General features: G+C 70.0%; 20 protein-coding genes, 1 pseudogene and 1 riboswitch. Of the genes and pseudogenes, 9 read left to right on the top strand and 12 right to left on the bottom strand.

Annotated elements, in window-relative coordinates; genetic code table 11:
• On the top strand, nucleotides 1-1,281 hold a 1,281-nt coding region (locus ACFXJ5_RS27090), incomplete at its 5' end, for a discoidin domain-containing protein (protein WP_384636229.1).
• Between the two features lie 92 nt (nucleotides 1,282-1,373).
• On the opposite strand, the gene ACFXJ5_RS27085 is transcribed toward ACFXJ5_RS27090, so the two are convergent.
• Nucleotides 1,374-1,577, bottom strand: a complete 204-nt coding sequence (locus ACFXJ5_RS27085; RefSeq protein ID WP_127353763.1) for a cold-shock protein — start codon at nucleotides 1,575-1,577, stop codon at nucleotides 1,374-1,376.
• Between the two features lie 311 nt (nucleotides 1,578-1,888).
• Here ACFXJ5_RS27085 and ACFXJ5_RS27080 point away from each other — a divergent pair, with 311 nt between their 5' ends.
• Nucleotides 1,889-2,323, top strand: a complete 435-nt coding sequence (locus ACFXJ5_RS27080) for a hypothetical protein (RefSeq protein WP_384636226.1) — start codon at nucleotides 1,889-1,891, stop codon at nucleotides 2,321-2,323.
• A 61-nt stretch (nucleotides 2,324-2,384) separates the two neighbouring features.
• On the opposite strand, the gene ACFXJ5_RS27075 is transcribed toward ACFXJ5_RS27080, so the two are convergent.
• Nucleotides 2,385-3,086, bottom strand: coding sequence for an SDR family oxidoreductase (locus ACFXJ5_RS27075; protein ID WP_384636223.1), 702 nt, complete (start codon nucleotides 3,084-3,086; stop codon nucleotides 2,385-2,387).
• 93 nt (nucleotides 3,087-3,179) lie between these two features.
• Here ACFXJ5_RS27075 and ACFXJ5_RS27070 point away from each other — a divergent pair, with 93 nt between their 5' ends.
• The 3 genes from ACFXJ5_RS27070 (at nucleotide 3,180) to ACFXJ5_RS27060 (ending at nucleotide 5,724) form a co-directional block, all read left to right on the top strand.
• The gene (locus ACFXJ5_RS27070) at nucleotides 3,180-3,773 is read left to right on the top strand and encodes a TetR/AcrR family transcriptional regulator (RefSeq protein ID WP_384636220.1); all 594 of its coding nucleotides are present in this window, start codon (nucleotides 3,180-3,182) and stop codon (nucleotides 3,771-3,773) included.
• Nucleotides 3,774-3,888: 115 nt separating this feature from the next.
• Nucleotides 3,889-4,365, top strand: coding sequence for a GNAT family N-acetyltransferase (locus ACFXJ5_RS27065; RefSeq protein WP_384636218.1), 477 nt, complete (start codon nucleotides 3,889-3,891; stop codon nucleotides 4,363-4,365).
• 82 nt (nucleotides 4,366-4,447) lie between these two features.
• Nucleotides 4,448-4,532: riboswitch (ZMP/ZTP riboswitch) on the top strand.
• 34 nt (nucleotides 4,533-4,566) lie between these two features.
• Nucleotides 4,567-5,724 (top strand): phosphoribosylaminoimidazolecarboxamide formyltransferase, encoded by a 1,158-nt coding sequence (locus ACFXJ5_RS27060; protein ID WP_384636215.1) that lies wholly within the window; start codon nucleotides 4,567-4,569, stop codon nucleotides 5,722-5,724.
• A gap of 14 nt (nucleotides 5,725-5,738) precedes the next feature.
• Here the strand turns inward: ACFXJ5_RS27060 and ACFXJ5_RS27055 are convergent, their stop codons facing one another.
• The 4 genes from ACFXJ5_RS27055 to ACFXJ5_RS27040 all read right to left on the bottom strand — a co-directional run bounded on the left by ACFXJ5_RS27055 (nucleotide 5,739) and on the right by ACFXJ5_RS27040 (nucleotide 8,652).
• Nucleotides 5,739-6,314, bottom strand: a complete 576-nt coding sequence (locus ACFXJ5_RS27055; RefSeq protein WP_384636213.1) for an SRPBCC family protein — start codon at nucleotides 6,312-6,314, stop codon at nucleotides 5,739-5,741.
• On the bottom strand, nucleotides 6,311-6,625 hold the full coding sequence (locus ACFXJ5_RS27050; protein WP_384636210.1) for an ArsR/SmtB family transcription factor: 315 nt from the start codon (nucleotides 6,623-6,625) through the stop codon (nucleotides 6,311-6,313). The genes ACFXJ5_RS27055 and ACFXJ5_RS27050 overlap by 4 nt, the downstream gene beginning before the upstream one ends.
• Before the next feature lie 108 nt (nucleotides 6,626-6,733).
• Nucleotides 6,734-8,047 (bottom strand): MFS transporter, encoded by a 1,314-nt coding sequence (locus tag ACFXJ5_RS27045; RefSeq protein WP_384636207.1) that lies wholly within the window; start codon nucleotides 8,045-8,047, stop codon nucleotides 6,734-6,736.
• A complete protein-coding gene (locus ACFXJ5_RS27040) occupies nucleotides 8,044-8,652 on the bottom strand; it encodes an ArsR/SmtB family transcription factor (protein WP_384636204.1) in 609 nt (202 codons plus the stop codon). The genes ACFXJ5_RS27045 and ACFXJ5_RS27040 overlap by 4 nt, the downstream gene beginning before the upstream one ends.
• Before the next feature lie 119 nt (nucleotides 8,653-8,771).
• Between ACFXJ5_RS27040 and ACFXJ5_RS27035 the strand changes: the two genes are divergently transcribed.
• The gene (locus tag ACFXJ5_RS27035) at nucleotides 8,772-9,578 is read left to right on the top strand and encodes a class I SAM-dependent methyltransferase (protein ID WP_384636202.1); all 807 of its coding nucleotides are present in this window, start codon (nucleotides 8,772-8,774) and stop codon (nucleotides 9,576-9,578) included.
• Between the two features lie 15 nt (nucleotides 9,579-9,593).
• On the opposite strand, the gene ACFXJ5_RS27030 is transcribed toward ACFXJ5_RS27035, so the two are convergent.
• The 3 genes from ACFXJ5_RS27030 to ACFXJ5_RS27020 all read right to left on the bottom strand — a co-directional run bounded on the left by ACFXJ5_RS27030 (nucleotide 9,594) and on the right by ACFXJ5_RS27020 (nucleotide 11,893).
• Entirely contained in the window at nucleotides 9,594-10,841 is a 1,248-nt protein-coding gene (locus ACFXJ5_RS27030) for an RNA polymerase sigma factor (RefSeq protein ID WP_384636199.1), read from the bottom strand.
• The gene (locus tag ACFXJ5_RS27025; RefSeq protein ID WP_384636196.1) at nucleotides 10,841-11,197 is read right to left on the bottom strand and encodes a YciI family protein; all 357 of its coding nucleotides are present in this window, start codon (nucleotides 11,195-11,197) and stop codon (nucleotides 10,841-10,843) included. The genes ACFXJ5_RS27030 and ACFXJ5_RS27025 overlap by 1 nt, the downstream gene beginning before the upstream one ends.
• Before the next feature lie 111 nt (nucleotides 11,198-11,308).
• The gene (locus tag ACFXJ5_RS27020) at nucleotides 11,309-11,893 is read right to left on the bottom strand and encodes a DUF998 domain-containing protein (protein WP_384636193.1); all 585 of its coding nucleotides are present in this window, start codon (nucleotides 11,891-11,893) and stop codon (nucleotides 11,309-11,311) included.
• A 268-nt stretch (nucleotides 11,894-12,161) separates the two neighbouring features.
• Here ACFXJ5_RS27020 and ACFXJ5_RS27015 point away from each other — a divergent pair, with 268 nt between their 5' ends.
• On the top strand, nucleotides 12,162-13,196 hold the full coding sequence (locus ACFXJ5_RS27015; protein ID WP_384636190.1) for a permease: 1,035 nt from the start codon (nucleotides 12,162-12,164) through the stop codon (nucleotides 13,194-13,196).
• A complete protein-coding gene (locus tag ACFXJ5_RS27010; protein WP_384636187.1) occupies nucleotides 13,193-13,936 on the top strand; it encodes a TIGR03943 family putative permease subunit in 744 nt (247 codons plus the stop codon). The genes ACFXJ5_RS27015 and ACFXJ5_RS27010 overlap by 4 nt, the downstream gene beginning before the upstream one ends.
• A gap of 25 nt (nucleotides 13,937-13,961) precedes the next feature.
• On the opposite strand, the gene ACFXJ5_RS27005 is transcribed toward ACFXJ5_RS27010, so the two are convergent.
• Entirely contained in the window at nucleotides 13,962-14,591 is a 630-nt protein-coding gene (locus ACFXJ5_RS27005; RefSeq protein WP_384636244.1) for a hypothetical protein, read from the bottom strand.
• Here ACFXJ5_RS27005 and ACFXJ5_RS27000 point away from each other — a divergent pair.
• Nucleotides 14,566-14,931: pseudogene (locus tag ACFXJ5_RS27000) on the top strand (alpha/beta fold hydrolase); the annotation flags it as partial. The gene ACFXJ5_RS27005 and the pseudogene ACFXJ5_RS27000 overlap by 26 nt on opposite strands.
• Nucleotides 14,932-14,938: 7 nt before the next feature.
• Here ACFXJ5_RS27000 and ACFXJ5_RS26995 read toward each other — a convergent pair.
• On the bottom strand, nucleotides 14,939-15,547 hold the full coding sequence (locus ACFXJ5_RS26995) for a hypothetical protein (protein ID WP_384636185.1): 609 nt from the start codon (nucleotides 15,545-15,547) through the stop codon (nucleotides 14,939-14,941).
• Nucleotides 15,540-16,097 (bottom strand): SigE family RNA polymerase sigma factor, encoded by a 558-nt coding sequence (locus ACFXJ5_RS26990; RefSeq protein WP_384636182.1) that lies wholly within the window; start codon nucleotides 16,095-16,097, stop codon nucleotides 15,540-15,542. Before ACFXJ5_RS26990 ends, ACFXJ5_RS26995 begins: the two co-directional genes overlap by 8 nt.
• Between the last annotated feature and the right edge of the window lie 57 nt (nucleotides 16,098-16,154).

Genomic DNA, 16,154 nt, shown 5'->3' with positions numbered 1-16,154 from the left:
AACGGCATCGGCGGCGCGATGAGCAACTCCACCGTCTCGAGCCTGTGGATCGACCACATGAAGGTCGGTGCCTGGATGGACGGGCCCATGGACGGACTCACCTTCAGCGGGGTGCGGATCCGCGACACCACCGCCGACGGCATCAACTTCCACGGCGCCGTCACCAACTCCAAAGTCACCAACAGCGAGATCCGCAACACCGGTGACGACGGCATCGCCACCTGGGCCGACTCCACCATCGGCGCCGACGCCAACGACACGATCTCCAACAACACCGTGTCACTGCAGATCCTCGCCAACGGCATCGCGATCTACGGCGGCCACGACAACACCGTCAGCGGCAATCTGGTGAAGGACACCGGTCTCACCCAGGGCGGCGGAATTCACGTGGGGCAGCGCTTCACGTCGACCCCCGTCGGCAAGACGACAGTGTCCGACAACACCCTGGTCCGCGACGGCAGCCTCGACCCGAACTGGCAGTTCGGGGTGGGGGCGTTGTGGTTCGACGGCAGCCAGGGCGCGATCACCGGCCCGATCAACGTGACCAACGCGCTGATCCAGCAGAGCCCGTACGAAGCGGTCCAGTGGGTCGAGGGCACCATCAGCGGGGTCAACCTCAACAACGTGACCATCGCCGGCACCGGAACCTTCGCCCTGCAGGAACAGACCGGCGGCGCAGCCAAGTTCACCAACGTCACAGCCACCGGCATCGGTGCGTCATCGCCGGTGTACAGCTGCCAGGGCGGGAACTTCGTGGTGACCGACGGCGGCGGCAACTCCGGCATCAGCGGCACACCGTACTGCGGATCGTGGCCGGCTCCGGTCTACCCGCCCTACCCGGCCGAAAGTACTGGCTCCGGCAGCACCACCAACATCGCGGCCGGCCGGCCGGCATCGGCGAGTTCGAGCAACAGCACGTACGTCGCCTCGAACCTCACCGACGCGGACCCGTCGACGTACTGGGAGAGCACCAACGGCTCGTTCCCGCAATGGGCCCAGGTCGACCTCGGCCAGAACTCCAGCATCGGCAAGGTCGTCCTCAAGCTCCCGACGGCATGGGGCGCTCGCACCCAGACCTTGTCGCTGCTGGGATCCACGGACGGGTCGAACTTCTCGACGATCAAGGCCTCGGCCGGATACACGTTCGACCCGAACACCAACAACACGGTGACCATCACCCTCACCGCCACCACCGCGAGATACGTACGGGCCAACATCACCGCCAACACGGGATGGAGCGCCGGCCAGCTGTCGGACTACGAGGTGTTCCCCAGCAGCTGACGAGTTACCCGGCCCCGAAGATCCGGGCCGCGTACGTACCGCTGCCCCGCACCATCATGGTGCGGGGCAGCGGGCTAACCGTGGGCTCGGGACTACAGCGGGCGGATGTGCTCGGCCTGCGGGCCCTTCTGCCCCTGGGTGACGTCGAACTCGACCTTCTGGCCTTCCTGCAGTTCGCGGAAGCCCTGGGCGTCGATATTCGAGTAGTGGGCGAAGACGTCGGCGCCGCCGCCGTCCTGCTCGATGAAGCCGAAACCCTTCTCGGCGTTGAACCACTTCACAGTGCCGGTAGCCATCAGTGTCTCCTTCAAGACGGCTCGGAACGGACCCGGGGATTCAGGGTCCGGAGGTGATCGCCTGGTCCGGAGACGCTGAAAAGCAAGATCACCCGCGATCGTGACCACGGGCGAACGGGTACTTCGGAACCACGACTGCTGAATTCCGACATTACACCGCCGACTCCGCGAAGGCGCGCCCGACGCATCCGGGAACGTGCGAAGGACGATCGCCCAGGCGCCCCGGCCACCGTCGGCGACCGCTCCCGGTTTGACATGCTTCGGACGGATGACAGGGTGGTAGGTGGGGGCAAGGGTTGGGAGGTCTCGGCATGGCACTCAGTTCGGCATGGCGCTCCGCAGCGCGGCAACTGCCACTCAGACTCACGGCCGGCGCGTTCATCCTCAATTCCGGACTGTCCAAACGTGGCGCGGACCAGGCCACCGCTGAGGGACTGCACCAGTTCGCCACCACCACCTACCCGTTCCTGGGCAAGCTGGATCCCCAGAAGTTCGCCGGGCTGCTCTCCTCCGGGGAGCTCGCGGTCGCCGCCGCGCTGCTCGTGCCGGTCGTCCCCGCCGCGGTCGCCGGGGCCGCGCTGACAGCATTCTCCCTCAGCACGCTCGGTCTCTACCTGCGTACGCAGGGCATGCGCGAGGAAGGCAGCCTGCGCCCCACTCAGCAGGGAATCCCGCTGGCCAAGGACGTCTGGATGCTGGGCATCGGGATCTCCCTCATCGCCGAGGGCGTGACCGAGCACCGGTGACCTGCGGGCCACTGGCCTCGGCTGTTCGCGTGCCGGTGAGGAAGCGCAGGCCAGAGGCCGGTCAGGCCCTCAGTTGCGGGTAGAGGTCGGCGATGTCGCCGGACAGGGCGGCCTTGGTCCGGCGGGAGGTCTCGTCGGCGAGCACCTCGAACGCGCCCTTCTCGATCCCGTCCAGCGCCTCCTTGGCGATGTCGGCCGGCTTCGACTTGGGCTGGGTCACCGCCGCGGTCATGTCCGTGTCGACGTACCCCATGTGCAGGCCGGTCACGCCGATGCCACGGTCCAGCAGCTCGAGCCGAATGGCATTGGTCTGCAGCCAGAACGCGGCCTTGGTGGCGGAGTACGCACCATGCCAAGCGACCCAGGAAAGCGCCGAGTGCGCGTTGAGGATGTGGCCGCCGCCGTTGCGCTCGATCACCGGGACGAAGGCCCGGGTCACCTTCAGCGGGCCGAAGAAGTTGGTCTCGAAGACGTTCCGGATGTCCTCGAGCGGTGCGTCCAGGTAGGTGTCCGGTGAACTGCCGCCGGCGTTGTTGATCAGCACGGTGACGTCGGGAGCGGCCGCCACCAGCGCCTCGACCGAGGCCGGGTCGGTGACCTCCAGAGCCAGCGGTACGACGCGGGCGTCGCCGCTCGGCTGCGGGTTCCGCGCGGTGGCGTAGACCTTCTTCACGCCACGGGTGAGCAGGTCGTCCACGATCGCCTTGCCGATGCCGCGGTTGCCGCCGGTGACGAGTACGACGGCGCCTTCGAGAGTGGTCACTTCGACTCCAGGGAAATGATGGAAACTGATCGGTTTCCACCACCGTAAACCGATCAGTTTCCGAAGGCAAGCCGAGCCGGTACCCTCAATGCCATGACGACCTCGGCGACACCCCGCGAGCGACTGCTCGACGCCGCGGGCGAACTCTTCTACCGCGATGGCATGAGCATCGGCGTCGACGCGCTGTGCAAGGCCGCCGGCGTCTCGAAGAAGTCGATGTACCAGCTGTTCCGGTCCAAGGACGAGGTGATCGCGGAGAGCCTCGCCAGCCGCGGCCCGGCCTACCAGGCCGCCCTGCTGCCGGGCCCGGACGACGAGCGTTCGCCGCGCGAGCGCATCCTGACCGTGTTCGAGCGGCAGGACCGCATAGCCGCCGAGGGCAACTTCCTCGGCTGCCCCTTCGTGAGCGCGGCGGTGGAGCTGAAGGACCCCGAGCATCCGGGCAGCGTGGTCGCGCGCCGTTTCAAGCAGCGCCTGACCGACTTCTTCCGGGCCGAGCTCATCGCCGCCGACGCCGGGGATCCGGAAACCCTGGCCGCGCAGCTGACGATCGTGTTCGACGGCGCGAGCGCCCGCGCCGTCGTACGGGCCGAGGCACTCTCCGGCATCGGCACAGCCACGGCAGCGGCCTTGCTGGATACTGCCGGAGTCGGACAGACCGCGGCGGCGGCCGCGGCGCCGGGGTAGGCGTATCCGCGCTTGTCGTACGCAGGGCCGGGCGGCTGGCCGTTCGGAAACAACCGGGCGAACCTGGCGCTGTTCGAGGCACGTGACCGCTCACGATCGCTACGGGAGGGCTCCGATGGAAGTCACGCTGCGAGAAGTACGGGACGGCGATCTGCCGGTCTTCTACTCCCAGTCGAATGACCCCGAGGGAATTCGGATGGCGGCGTTCACCGCCAAGGATCCCTCGGACCGCCACCAGTTCGAGGCTCACTGGGCACGGATCCGCCACGATCCCGACGTCGTCATGCGTACCGTCGTCGGCGAGAACGGTGAGATCGTCGGGCACGCCGCGGTGTACGGGCCGCCCGAGGAGCGCGAGGTCACGTACTGGATCGGGCGGGAGCACTGGGGCCGTGGAGCGGCGACGGCCGCGCTGCGGGGGCTGCTGGGCGTCGTGTCGGAGCGTCCACTGCGAGGCCGTGCGGCTGCGGACAACGGCGGCTCCATACGGGTCCTGGAGAAGTGCGGATTCGTGGTGACCGGCCACGAGCGGGGTTTTGCGAACGGGCGCGGCAAGGAGATCGACGAGGTGGTTCTCACCCTGGCCCGTTGACCCGGCGAAGGCGGCATGACCGGCGGACCGAGCGGACCGAGCGGACCGAGCGGACCGAGGAGAACGCCACGCGGGTAGCATCATGTCCGGCCGCGACTGGCGAGGGTGGACCACCACCGGGGAGCGGCTGCATTCCCGCGTGAACGTCGACCGCCTGGGCGTCTGCGTCAGTGATGTCCAACTGACACAGGAGGCCATGACGTGGATCTGCGGTACGGAATCAACCCCCAGCAGCAGCCAGCCGCTGCCGAACCGGTGCGGACCGGCCAGTGGCCCGTACGAGTCCTGCAGGGCAGCCCGTCCTACATCAACATGCTCGACGCACTCAACGGCTGGCAGCTCGTGTCGGAGGCGAGCCGGGCCCTGAACCGGCCGACCGCCGCCTCCTTCAAGCACGTCTCCCCCGCCGGAGCAGCAGTTGCCGGACCCGTCGACGAGGTCATCGCCGACCTCTACGGCATCGACCGCGACCGTGTCGGCATGCTCACCAGCGCCTACTTGCGGGCCCGCGACGCCGATCCGAAGTCCTCCTACGGAGATTTCGCCGCTGTCTCCCATCCGGTCGACACCGAGCTCGCCGAGTTGCTGACCCGCGTGGTGTGCGACGGCATCATCGCTCCCGGCTACGCTCCCGGCACCGTGGCGACGCTCAGCAGGAAGAAGCACGGCCGCTTTCTGGTCATGGAAGCGGACACGGCGTACGCACCTCCACGCCACGAGGCACGTGAGGTGTTCGGGCTGCGGCTCTCCCAGCAACGGGACGATGCGACACTCTCCACCGCCCTTCTGGAAAACGTCGTGTGCGGCACACTGCCGACCGCAGCTGCGCAGGACCTTCTGCTGGGCCTGGCCGTTCTGCGCTACACCCAGTCCAACTCCGTGTGCTACCTGCGCGGCGGGGCGACTCTGGGGATCGGCGCCGGCCAGCAGTCCCGCGTGGACCGCACCCGCCTGGCCGGCGCGAAGACCGACACCTGGTGGCTGCGACGCCACCCGGCAGTGCGGGCACTCGCCTTCCAGTCGCATATCCGGCGCCAGGACCGTATCAACTGGCAGATCCGCTTCATCGAGGGAGACCTCACCCCGGATGAGCGCACGCGCCTGTCGACGGCACTGTCCGAACCCGTACCCGAGCTGACGGACCAGCAGCGCACCCAGTGGCTGCCGGGCCTGAGCGGCGTCGCGTTCGTCTCGGACGGCGCCCTGCCGTTCCGCGACAACGTCGACCACGCCCACCGTCACGGCGTCGGCTACATCGCCGAGCCGGGCGGATCAGTCCGGTCCTCGGAAGTCGAGGACGCCTGCCGCGAGCATCGGATCACCCTCGTCCGCAGCGGCCTGCGACTGTTCCACCACTGAGTCCGCAGCCCGATTCAGGACGGCTCGTCCTCACCCCTCAGGTGCTCGGGCATGCCGGTGTTGGGGATGCCGAACTTCTGTGCGTACTGGTCGTTGAGCTCGGACCAGCCGAAGTCGGCCGCCGCGGCGCCGCGGATCGGCGGGATCGGGTGCCCCTCGAGCAGCTTCTCGGCCACGTCGAGGCAGAGGTGCCAGCCGGCCGCGACCTTCGGGATCCAGTCGCGGTCCTGGACCGTGTGCCGCAGCGTCAACCGGGAACCGGCGTCGGTGGCAGCCAGTTCCCAGCGCAGCAGGTCGGTGCCGAGGGTGTACTCCAGCAGCGTCGGCGGCTCCGCGCGCACCACCACGGCCGCCATGTCCTGCGGCTTCTCGTCGTCGATCATCGTGAGCGTGGCGTCGCCCGCCTCGGAGAGGTTGCGGTCGGCGGTGTACGGCGCCCACTTGGCGAGTTGTCCGGGCTCGGTCAGCGCTGCCCACACCTTCTCGGGCGAGTGGCGCAGGTCGCGGGTGAAGACGAGGGTCCAGCGGTCCTCCGTCGCCTCGCAGTCGACGTCGGCCAGTGGGCTCGGGCGGAATGCGTCGGGGCTCATGACTGCTCCAGGTTGTCGAGGTGGCGCTCAAGCGCCTCGAGATGCCGGCCCCACAGGGCGCGATACGGCTGAAGCCAGTCGTCGAAGGCCTGGAAGGGCCCTGCGTGGATCCGGTAGATGCGCCGCTGCGCCTCCGTGCGGCAGGTGACGAACCCGGCCTCCCTCAGCACCCTCAGCTGCTTGGACACCGTGGGCTGGCTGACACTGAGCGCCTCGGCCAACTCGTTGACGCTGCTCTCGGCCACCAGGAGCCGGTCGAGAATCCGGCGCCGGGTCGGCTCGGACAGCACGGAGAACGCATCGACGGACACGGCTCCTATATTCCTCCCCGAGTATATGCCCGTCAAGGCATATCCGCGGCATGTCGCCGCCCGCGGGGAACCAAGAGGGCGGAGGTTCGGGCCGGGCGACCCGTTACCTCAGCACGGCAGCGGTCGATTGTCCGCGTCCGTGTCGCGGTCCGTAGCTACCGGGTTGTCGGGAGCCAGGGAGTGGATGCGTGGTATCGGCGAGGGCAGCAGCCAGAGCAGCGACAGAGCTCCGCCGACGGCAGCGATGAGAAGGGTCGCCCGGAGGCCGACGAGGGTGGCGAGGACGCCGCCGAGGATGGCGCCCATGGGGCGTATGCCGTAGTTGATCGTGCTGTAGGCGCCGGCGACGCGGCTGCGCATGCCGTCGGGGATCACGTCGGCCTGGAGGGAGTTGAGGTTGACGTCGAAGAGCATGACGCCGACGCCGGAGAGGAACTCGGCTGCGGCCAAGGCTCCGGCACGAGCCCAGAGGGGGCCGCCCGCAGCGGCGGCGATGGCGATCGGTGCCGGGAACAACACGGCGCCCACGGCGATGGTGCGCCCCAGGCCGAGATGTCGCGAGACCTTCGGGGCCATCACTGCGCCGAGGAGCGCGCCGGTTGCACCGATCCCGAAGGCCACGCCGATGAATCCGGCGGAGAGTCCGAGGTTCCGGCTGGAGAACAGCACGATGAGTCCGCTGCCGGCGACAAAGGTGAAGAAGTTGACGGTCGTCGCGCATCCGAGGCTTGCCCGCAGCACCGGGTGACGGACGACGAACGCCAGTCCCTCCCGGGAACGCCGCAGCAGCGAGGGTGCCGCTTGGTCATCGGCCGCCGACGGTTCGTCGATCGAAACGCGACCGACCATGACCGCAGACGCCAGGAACGACAGGGCGTCGACGACGACGGCGACGGGAGCGGTCAACGCCTGGACCAGAGCTCCGCCGATCGCCGGGCCGGCGACGTAGGACGCGGACCGGCTGGCACTGAGCTTGCTGTTCGCGTCGACGTAGGAGGAGCGCGGCACCAGGTGGGCGAAGAAGGGCGGATAGGCGGTGTTGAAGAGCACCCCGGCGGCTCCGGTCAGCAGCGCCACGGCATACAGCTGACCCAGCGTCACTGTCCCCAACAGAGAGGCAGCCGGGAGGGAGAGCAGTACTGCGGCGCGCACCAGGTCGGCGAGCACCATCAGGCGCCGCTTGTGGATCTGGTGGTCGACCCAGGCACCCAGGACGATCGCGAGCAGGTTCGGGGTCCAGATGAGCGCGGTCAGCCAGGCCACCTGGTTGGCCGAAGCGCGCAGCGCACCCACGGCGATCAGCGGCAGGGCCAGTTCGGTGATCCGGTCGCCTAACTGCGAGATCGACTGGCCGGCCCAGAATCGACGGAACCGTCGATCACGCCACAGTGATACGGGTATGGCCGGGTCCGCGGCGCTCAAGGCGTACCGCCGATCCGCTTCTCGGCACCCTCCGGTAGGACGTACCGCAACAGCCGGACGCCACGGCCGTCGACCGGCCGCGCGGCTGGGTCGCGCGTCACGTAAGGCGCGAGAATGCCCTCGATCGCGTCCTCGATGACGGCGAGTTCCTCAGCGGAGACGACGACGCGGGTGTTGGCCAGACCCGCAAGCCTGCACCACGCCGGCTCGAGCTCGGGCTCGACCTCAGCTGCCCACCGGTTCGCCAGATCGCCGGCGCGCAGGAACATCTCCCGGGACAGGACCCGCGCAGCCGACCTGCCCTCCTCGTCGTCCGGATCCTCCGGAACCTCGAACCGGAAGCCGCGCGCCACCGCTTCCCAGCGCCGCTGCCGACGGTCCGGGCCGGGCTCGGCATCGCGGACCAGCCCGAAGCCTGCCAGATGCCGCAGATGCCAGCTGGTCACAGAGGGGGTTGCCCCCACGTGGGGGGCGAGTTGCGTGGCCGTGGCCGGCCCGTGCCGCTGGAGGCGTTCGAGGATCGCGAGCCGCACCGGATGTGCCAATGCCCGCATCGCCTGCGGATCGGTGATCTCGATATCGCCGAGCCGATTGCTGGGTTCCATAATCTGAGAGTTTCCTCTCACACTTTCTGAGAGTCAACTATTACATCGGCGGGTGAGACGGTCTGGGTTAGGGTCGGCAGCTGCGTTGATCTTCGTGGGGAATCAGGAGGGGTGGGGTAGTGACGGACTTCGATGAGAGTGAGCGGCGGATGTGGGCGGGGCGGGCTGCCGCGTACGCGGGAAGCTTCGCCAAGCTGTGTGCTTATCCGGTGCCGGAGTTGCTGGACGCGGCCGAGGTGGGGCCGGGCGTGCGGGTGCTGGATGTGGGGACCGGGCCCGGTACGGTCGCTGTGGCCGCGCATGCCCGGGGGGCGAGGGTGACGGCGGTGGATGCAGAGCCGACTATGGTCGAGCTGGCCGGGAGGGCGGCGGCCGCGGTGGAGTTCCATGTCGCCGCGCTGCCTGAACTTCCCTTCGGTGAGGGGGAGTTCGATGCCGTCGTCGGCAACTTCGTGCTGAACCATGTGGGCCGGCCCGGGGCCGCGCTGGCCGAGTTGCGTCGCGTCGTACGACCGGACGGGTGGGTTGCGGTGACGATCTGGCCGACGCCTCCTGCCGCGGGGCAGGCGTTGCTCGGCCGGGCAATCCAAGCCGCGGGTGCGGTGCGGCCGTCCCATTTGCCCGCGCTCGAGCCCAAGGACGACTTCCCGCGTGATGAGAACGGCCTGACCGGCCTGCTGCAGTCCGTGGGGCTGCGCGAGGCCGCGTGCCGAACGCTGCGGTGGGACCACCGGGCCGGCGCCGAGGAATGGTGGAGCGGTCCCGAGGCCGGCGTGGCGTTCACCGGGCAGCTCGTGCAGAGCCAGAGTCCGCGGACGCGCGCCGAGATCAAGCGGCACTTCGGGGTGTTCAGCTCGGAGTTCGCCGATGCCGACGGCATGCTGACGCTGCCGCACGCGGCGTTGCTGGCCCGCGCTCGTCGCTGATTCCGGGAGACTTCGTCAGGCCCTGGTGAGGGCTTGACGGCTTCGCTGAAGGAACGCGCGTTCGGCACTGTTCTCGGTGCGGGCGATGGCCGCCTCGTACGCAGGCACCGCCTCGGCGTTGCGGCCCAGGCGCCGGAGCAGGTCGGCGCGGATGGCGTGGAACACGTAATAGCTGTCGAGACCGGGCGCGAGGTCGTCGACGAGGGCGAGCGCCTCCTGCGCACCGTGGATCTCGGCCACTGCGACCGCGCGGTTGAGGGCCACGACGGGGCTCGGGGTGAGCGCCAGCAGTTGGTCGTACAGCCGGAGGATCTGCCGCCAGTCCGTGACGGCCGCGGTCGGGGCGTCGCTGTGTACGGCGTTGATGGCCGCCTGGATCTGATAGGGACCGGGCCGGCCCAGCCGGAGGCATCGCCGGACGATGGCCTGGCCTTCGGCGATGAGCTCGCGATCCCACAGGCCGCGGTCCTGGTCGGGGAGCGGCACGAGCTCGCCGTCCGGGGTGGAGCGGGCGACCCTGCGTGACTGGGCGAGCAGCATGAGGGCGAGCAGCCCCATGGCCTCCGGCTCGTCGGGCATGAGGTCGGTGAGGAGCCGTCCGAGGCGGACGGCCTCCGTGACGAGGTCCTCGCGGATCAGCCGCTCCCCCGAGCTCGCCGCGTAGCCCTCGTTGAAGATCAGATATACGACGGCGAGCACGGCCCGGAGCCGCTGGGGCAGGTCTGCCTCGTACGGAATCCGGTAGGGGATCCGGGCATCGCGGATCTTGCCCTTGGCCCGGACCAGCCGCTGGGCCATCGTCGGTTCGGGTACCAGGAAGGCGCGTGCGATCTCGGCGGTGGTGAGCCCGCCCAGCAGCCGGAGCGTGAGCGCGACCTGGGCGCCGGTGGCGAGGGCGGGGTGGCAGCAGGTGAAGATCAGCCGAAGCCGGTCGTCGCGCACGGAGCCCTCCTCGTTCGGTTCGTCGCGGGCGTGCAGCAGGGCGGCCTGGGCATGCCGGTCCTGCCGGGAGGCCTCCCGGCGCAGGCGGTCGATCGCCCGGTTGCGCGCGGTCGTGATGATCCAGCCGGCCGGACTCGGGGGGAGGCCGTTCGCCGGCCACTGTTGCAGTGCCCTGGTGAACGCGTCCTGGACCGCCTCCTCCGCGACGTCGATGTCACCGAAGACCCGGACCAGGACGGCCACCGACCGGCCGTACTCCGCCCGGAAGACCCGCTCGACATCCGGGGCGGGCAGGTCACCGGCGCCCGGAATGGCGGTCATCAGTCCTCCACTTCACCCTGGAACGGCCGCACCTCGATCGGCAGGGTGGTCGCCCGCGCCGCCTTGCGGCCCCACTCGAGTGCGGCGTCCAGATCGGGCGCCTTGATGATGCACAGCCCGCCGAGGTACTCCTTGCCCTCGGCGAACGGGCCGTCGGTCATGAGCACGTCCCCGTCCTTCACCCGCACCACGGTGGCCGTGCTCTGGGAGTGCAGCCCCCCGGCGAACACCCACGCCCCGGCGGCCTTCAGTTCCTGGTGGAAGACCTCCAGGTCCCGCCCGATCTCCGCCAGGACCTCCGGTGCGGGCATACCTTCGCCCTCGGGCTGCATCACGCTGAGCAGGTACTGCTTCATGGGGTCCTCCTCGACCGCTCGGCCGGCACCGTGCCGGCCTCTCACCCTCTATACGAACGGCCCCGGCCCCGATCGACACCTCGACACCGCCGTGCCACGAAATTGTCCACATCATGATCTGGAGTGGTGGAGGCAGGAGGCGACGACCACGAAAGGCCACAGGTTCTGAGCCGCTGTGAGGACACGTTCGGCGACACCCGCGGCACCGTGGGTTTCCAGTTCGAACAGGAACCATGCCGCGCCGACGCACAGCAGCGCGCTCACCCCGATCGACATGGCCGGCCGGAGTCCCCAGGGGGAGGCGCCCATGCGATTGACGGCCAGGACCGGCCACACCGCCATGAGGGCAAATCCCATGGCGACCACGGAACCATGCTGCAGGGAGCCGCCGCGGCTCGGTTCCGGGGACAGCGCCAGGACGATCGCCGACAGTCCACCGCCACCGAGCGCCACACGTCCGGCGAGCGCGGCTGCGCGCAGCCCCCAGGCGGTTGCCAGGTGACAGGCGCCCAGGGCGGTCACGGCGGTGATCATCACCCAGCGTCCGGAAGCGCCGTCGGCCGCCAGGACGCTGATCGTCTGGGTGACGGGGTCGTAGCCGGGCCCCTGGAGCAGCGCCGCGATCGTCCAGCCACCGATCAACAGGACGGGCGCAGACCCGGACGAGATCAGAGCCCACCAGGGTACAAGTCGCATCAGATCACCATAAAACGCCTGCCCCTTCCTCTCCCGCACATACACCAGCGAGTGGAATCCCCCTGTCCCTCCCCAAGCTGCTCGCGCCGGGTCTGGGTATCCTCGCGCCACTGGCAACGAGTGCGCTCAGTCCCGTACTTCCGGGCAGCCGTGACCGACTGCATGCACCCGGCACGGGCGAAGGATGAGAAGTTGTGCCCGAACCGGCGTACTGGAGGCGGAGGGGAAGCAATCCACGAAGCCCTGCCCTACCGGAGGTACCTCACCCGTGACCACCACCGAAGAAGCCCCGCCCCGGGTCGACCACCGCGAGGGGGACGATCCGCAGGGCGATCCGCAGGGCGATCCGCAGGGTTGGCAGTTCAACTCGTCCCTCGTTCTGACCATGGTGCTGCTCCTGGTGGTTGCCATGCAGGGGCCGATCCGCAGGGCGTTGTCGACGCCGGTGATGCAGAGCTGGATGACCGTGTTCGTGGCGGTGATCGTCCAGGCACTGCCGTTTCTCGTCCTCGGCGTGCTGCTCTCGGCGATCATCGCGGTGTTCGTCCCGCCCTCGTTCTTCGCCCGCGCGCTGCCGAGGCGGCCCGCCCTGGCGGTGCCGGTCGCCGGGATGGCCGGGGTGGTCCTGCCAGGCTGCGAGTGCGCCTCCGTGCCGGTGGCCGGGGCGCTGGTGCGCCGGGGCGTCGCCCCTTCGGCGGCGCTGGCGTTCCTGCTGTCCGCCCCGGCGATCAACCCGATCGTGCTGACCGCCACCGCCGTCGCGTTTCCCCGTAACCCGGAGATGGTCCTCGCCCGGTTCGTGGCGAGCCTGCTGGTGGCGTGCGTGATGGGCTGGTTGTGGCAGCGGCTGGGGCGCACCGACTGGCTGCGTCCGCCGGCCCACCCGTCGTCGGACGGCCTCGGCAAAGGGGCGGCGTTCTGGGGATCCGTACGGCATGACGTGATGCATGCGGGCGGCTTCCTCGTCGTCGGCGCGATGGGCGCGGCCACCCTCAAGGCGGTGGTGCCGGCAAGCTGGCTGCACGCGGCGGCCGACAACCCGGTGGTGTCGATCCTGGCCCTGTCGATCCTCGCGGTGCTGTTGTCGATCTGCTCCGAGGCCGACGCGTTCGTGGTCGCGTCCCTGTCCCAGTTCTCGCTCACCGCCCGGCTGGCATTCCTCGTGGTCGGACCGATGATCGACCTGAAACTGTTCGCCATGCAGACCGCGACGTTCGGCCGCGGGTTCGCGCTGCGGTTCGCTCCCGCCACCTTCGCGCTGGCCGTCCTCGTGTCGGTCCTGGTCGGGACGGTGCTGCTGTGAACCGGCAGGCGCAAGCGGTCGTGCTGTTCCTCGTCGGCGTCGCCGTGCTGCACGCGGGGCTGACCGACCTCTATCTGCGCTACGTCAAGGCCGGGTTGCGCCCGTTGCTGCTCGCGACCGGCATCATCCTGATCGTCGCGGCCGCCGCCACCGTCTGGTACGAAGTGCGGCGGCCGCGCGCAGCCGAGGAGGACCTGCCCGAGCGCGGGCACGACGACGGGCACGGCCACGCCCACCGCGAGCCCCGCGTCTCCTGGCTTCTCGTCCTGCCCCTGTTCGCTCTCATCCTGGTCGCCCCACCCGCGCTGGGCTCGTACAGCGCGATGCGCACCGGCACGGCCCTGCAACCGCCTTACGGCTTCCCCACCCTCCCCGCCGGCGACCCCCTCCGGCTCGACGTCGACGACTACGCCGGTCGCGCGGCGTACGACCACGGGCACTCCCTCGGCGACCGGCACATCAAAGTCACCGGCTTCATCACCCTCGACCGCAGCGGCGCGCCGTACCTCACCCGCATGATCCTCAACTGCTGCGCTGCCGACGCCCAGCCCATCAAGATCGGCCTGTCCGGGCAGATGCCCGCCGTCCTGGCACCCGACACCTGGCTCGAGGTCACCGGCACCTACACCAGCAAGCAGACCAAGGACCCCGTCAACGGCGGCGTCATCCCGTTCATCAACGTCAGCCGGACCAGAACGGTCCCGGTCCCGCACGACCCGTACGAGAGCCCGAGCACGTGATCGGCACCCAGGTCGCGCGCAACCCTCACGGAACACGCAGCGCGGTGGCGATGGCGGCCAGGTAGCGCTCGACAGGGCCGACGGTGACCAGGCCGCTGCCTGCCCCCGCGAGCTCGCCGGCGGCCGGCAGCAGGCGGGAGTGGACGCGCTCCAGCACGCCCCGGTCACCGACCTCAAGCGCCACAGCGGCCTCCAGGCAGCAGCACGCCTCGTACAGCAGGTCCCGCGGCGGCTCCGGCAGCGCGCGCAGTGCCGCCCGAGCCTCGGCGTGGCGACCGGCCGCCACCAGCGCGAACGGCTCGGCCCAGGTGCGGAAAGGGCCCCAGTCCATCCCCAGGTCGATGTCGATCGGCCCGGCATCGGACGGCGGCGTGTGCGCCAGTCGCAAACACAGCAGGGCGAACGGGAGGAGGCCGCGCTCCAGGCCCGGCATCCCGGCGCCGTCCAGCCGCGCGGCGGCGGCCCGGTAGGCGGCCTCGGCCTGCGGCAGTTGTCCGGACGCGGCCGGCCGCAGTGCCCGGTACCACTGGGTGAAGACGGCTGCCAGCGGCAGTTCGTGGTGCTGGGCCAGGCGGTCCGCGGCGGCGGCGTGCCCGTCGGCCGCAGGGAAGTCGCCGAGCGCGCTGCGTGCCTGGAGCGGCCACTTCCTGGACATCTGGACGCACGACCCGCAGGCGATCCCGGCCGGGATCCGGGCCGCCTACCTGTCAGCGTCCCGCGCCGCCGTCCCGTCCATCGTCGCCGACTACCGGGCCTCCGCCGGCTTCGACGTCGAACACGACCGGGCCGACCGCGATGCCGGCAACCAGTTGCGGATGCCGGTGACCGTTCTCCAGCGGGACTGGGGCGCGGCCCTCGGCTTCGACGCCGCCGCACTGTGGAACGCCTGGGCACCGGACCTGCGGCACACCACCGTCTCCTGCGGCCACTTCATGGCTGAGGAAGCCCCCGCCGACGTCGTCAAGGCGATCCGGGACCTCCTCGCTCGCCGCTGAACGTCGTTCACCCATGCCGGCAGTCGGCCCAGAGAGCGGCCAGGGCCGCCGGGATCTGGGGGATGGCGGCGCAGCCGTGGGTGCTGGCAGGGAATCCGTCGGTGGCTACGTAGGTCCACATGCCGTTCGGGGACTTGGTGAAGTACTTCTCCACGCTGCCGGCATCCTGGAGAGCGACCTGCTCCCCCGCGGTGGAACCGGAGGTGGGCGTGAAGCGCGCGCCCGCGTAGGAGACGTCGCCGCACGCTCCGTAGTAGAAGGTTCCCTTGACCGGTGCGATGTGTACCAGTCCTGGCTGCGCCAGGCGGTATGCCTGTGTGACGGCGTCCTTGACGCTCTGCGATGCGACGAGTGACCGGCAGGAAGTGGTGGCGATGGTCGCCGATGAGGTCGCGGCGGGCGGCTGGGCGCTGTGGCGGGACAGGTGGCCGGTGGCGACGAAGGCGCCGCCGCCGACCGCGGCCACCACGGCAACGGCCAGTGCGACTGTGGCGGCTCGGTGATGACGTCGGAGCTGGTCCCCGCGGGCGCGGACGGCTTCGGCGGGACGGGGGCTGGTGCGCGCGGCGTACTCGGCCGACCCGGCCTTGAGGATGGTCTCGAAGTCCTCAGCCATGGTGGGGCACCTCCTGGTCGTTGGAGCCGAAGCCGATGGCGGGTCCGGCGCCCCGCGGCGCCTGGTCGCCACCTGGGATGTCGGACAGGTAGGGCGCCATCGCCTGGCGCCCACGCGAGAGCCGGGCCTTGACGGTGCCTGGCGGGGCCCCCGTCTCGCGCGCGATCTCCGCCACCGACAGACCGGCCAGGTGATGCAGCACGATCGCCCGGCGCTGCTCGGCAGGGATGCGGCGCAGCGCAGCGACAATCGCCACGTAGTCGGGGCCGGCGCCGGGAACCTCGTCGGGCATGCCGTGGCGGTGGTGGGCCGCGAGCCGGTTGATCGTCTTGCGCCATACGCTCACCCGGACGCGACAGGCCACCGTACGCACCCATGCCTCCGGGTCCGCGTAGCCGGACACCTTCTCCCAGCGCTGCCAGGCACGGGCGAAGGCCTCCTGCACCAGGTCCTCCGCCTCGGCGCGACTGCCCGTCATCGCGTACATCTGGCTGGTCAGCCGCCGTACGCTGCCGGCATAGAAAGCGTCGAAGTCAGCTGGATCGCGCATGTGCCCCCCTCCACATCACGGATGTGAGGGCGCTGCTGCCCTCAGCGACTTGTCACG

Origin of the sequence: Streptomyces sp. NPDC059373 (assembly GCF_042751495.1) — a bacterium.
Classification (GTDB): domain Bacteria; phylum Actinomycetota; class Actinomycetes; order Streptomycetales; family Streptomycetaceae; genus Actinacidiphila.
This window is presented reverse-complemented; position numbering and strand designations above follow the sequence as displayed.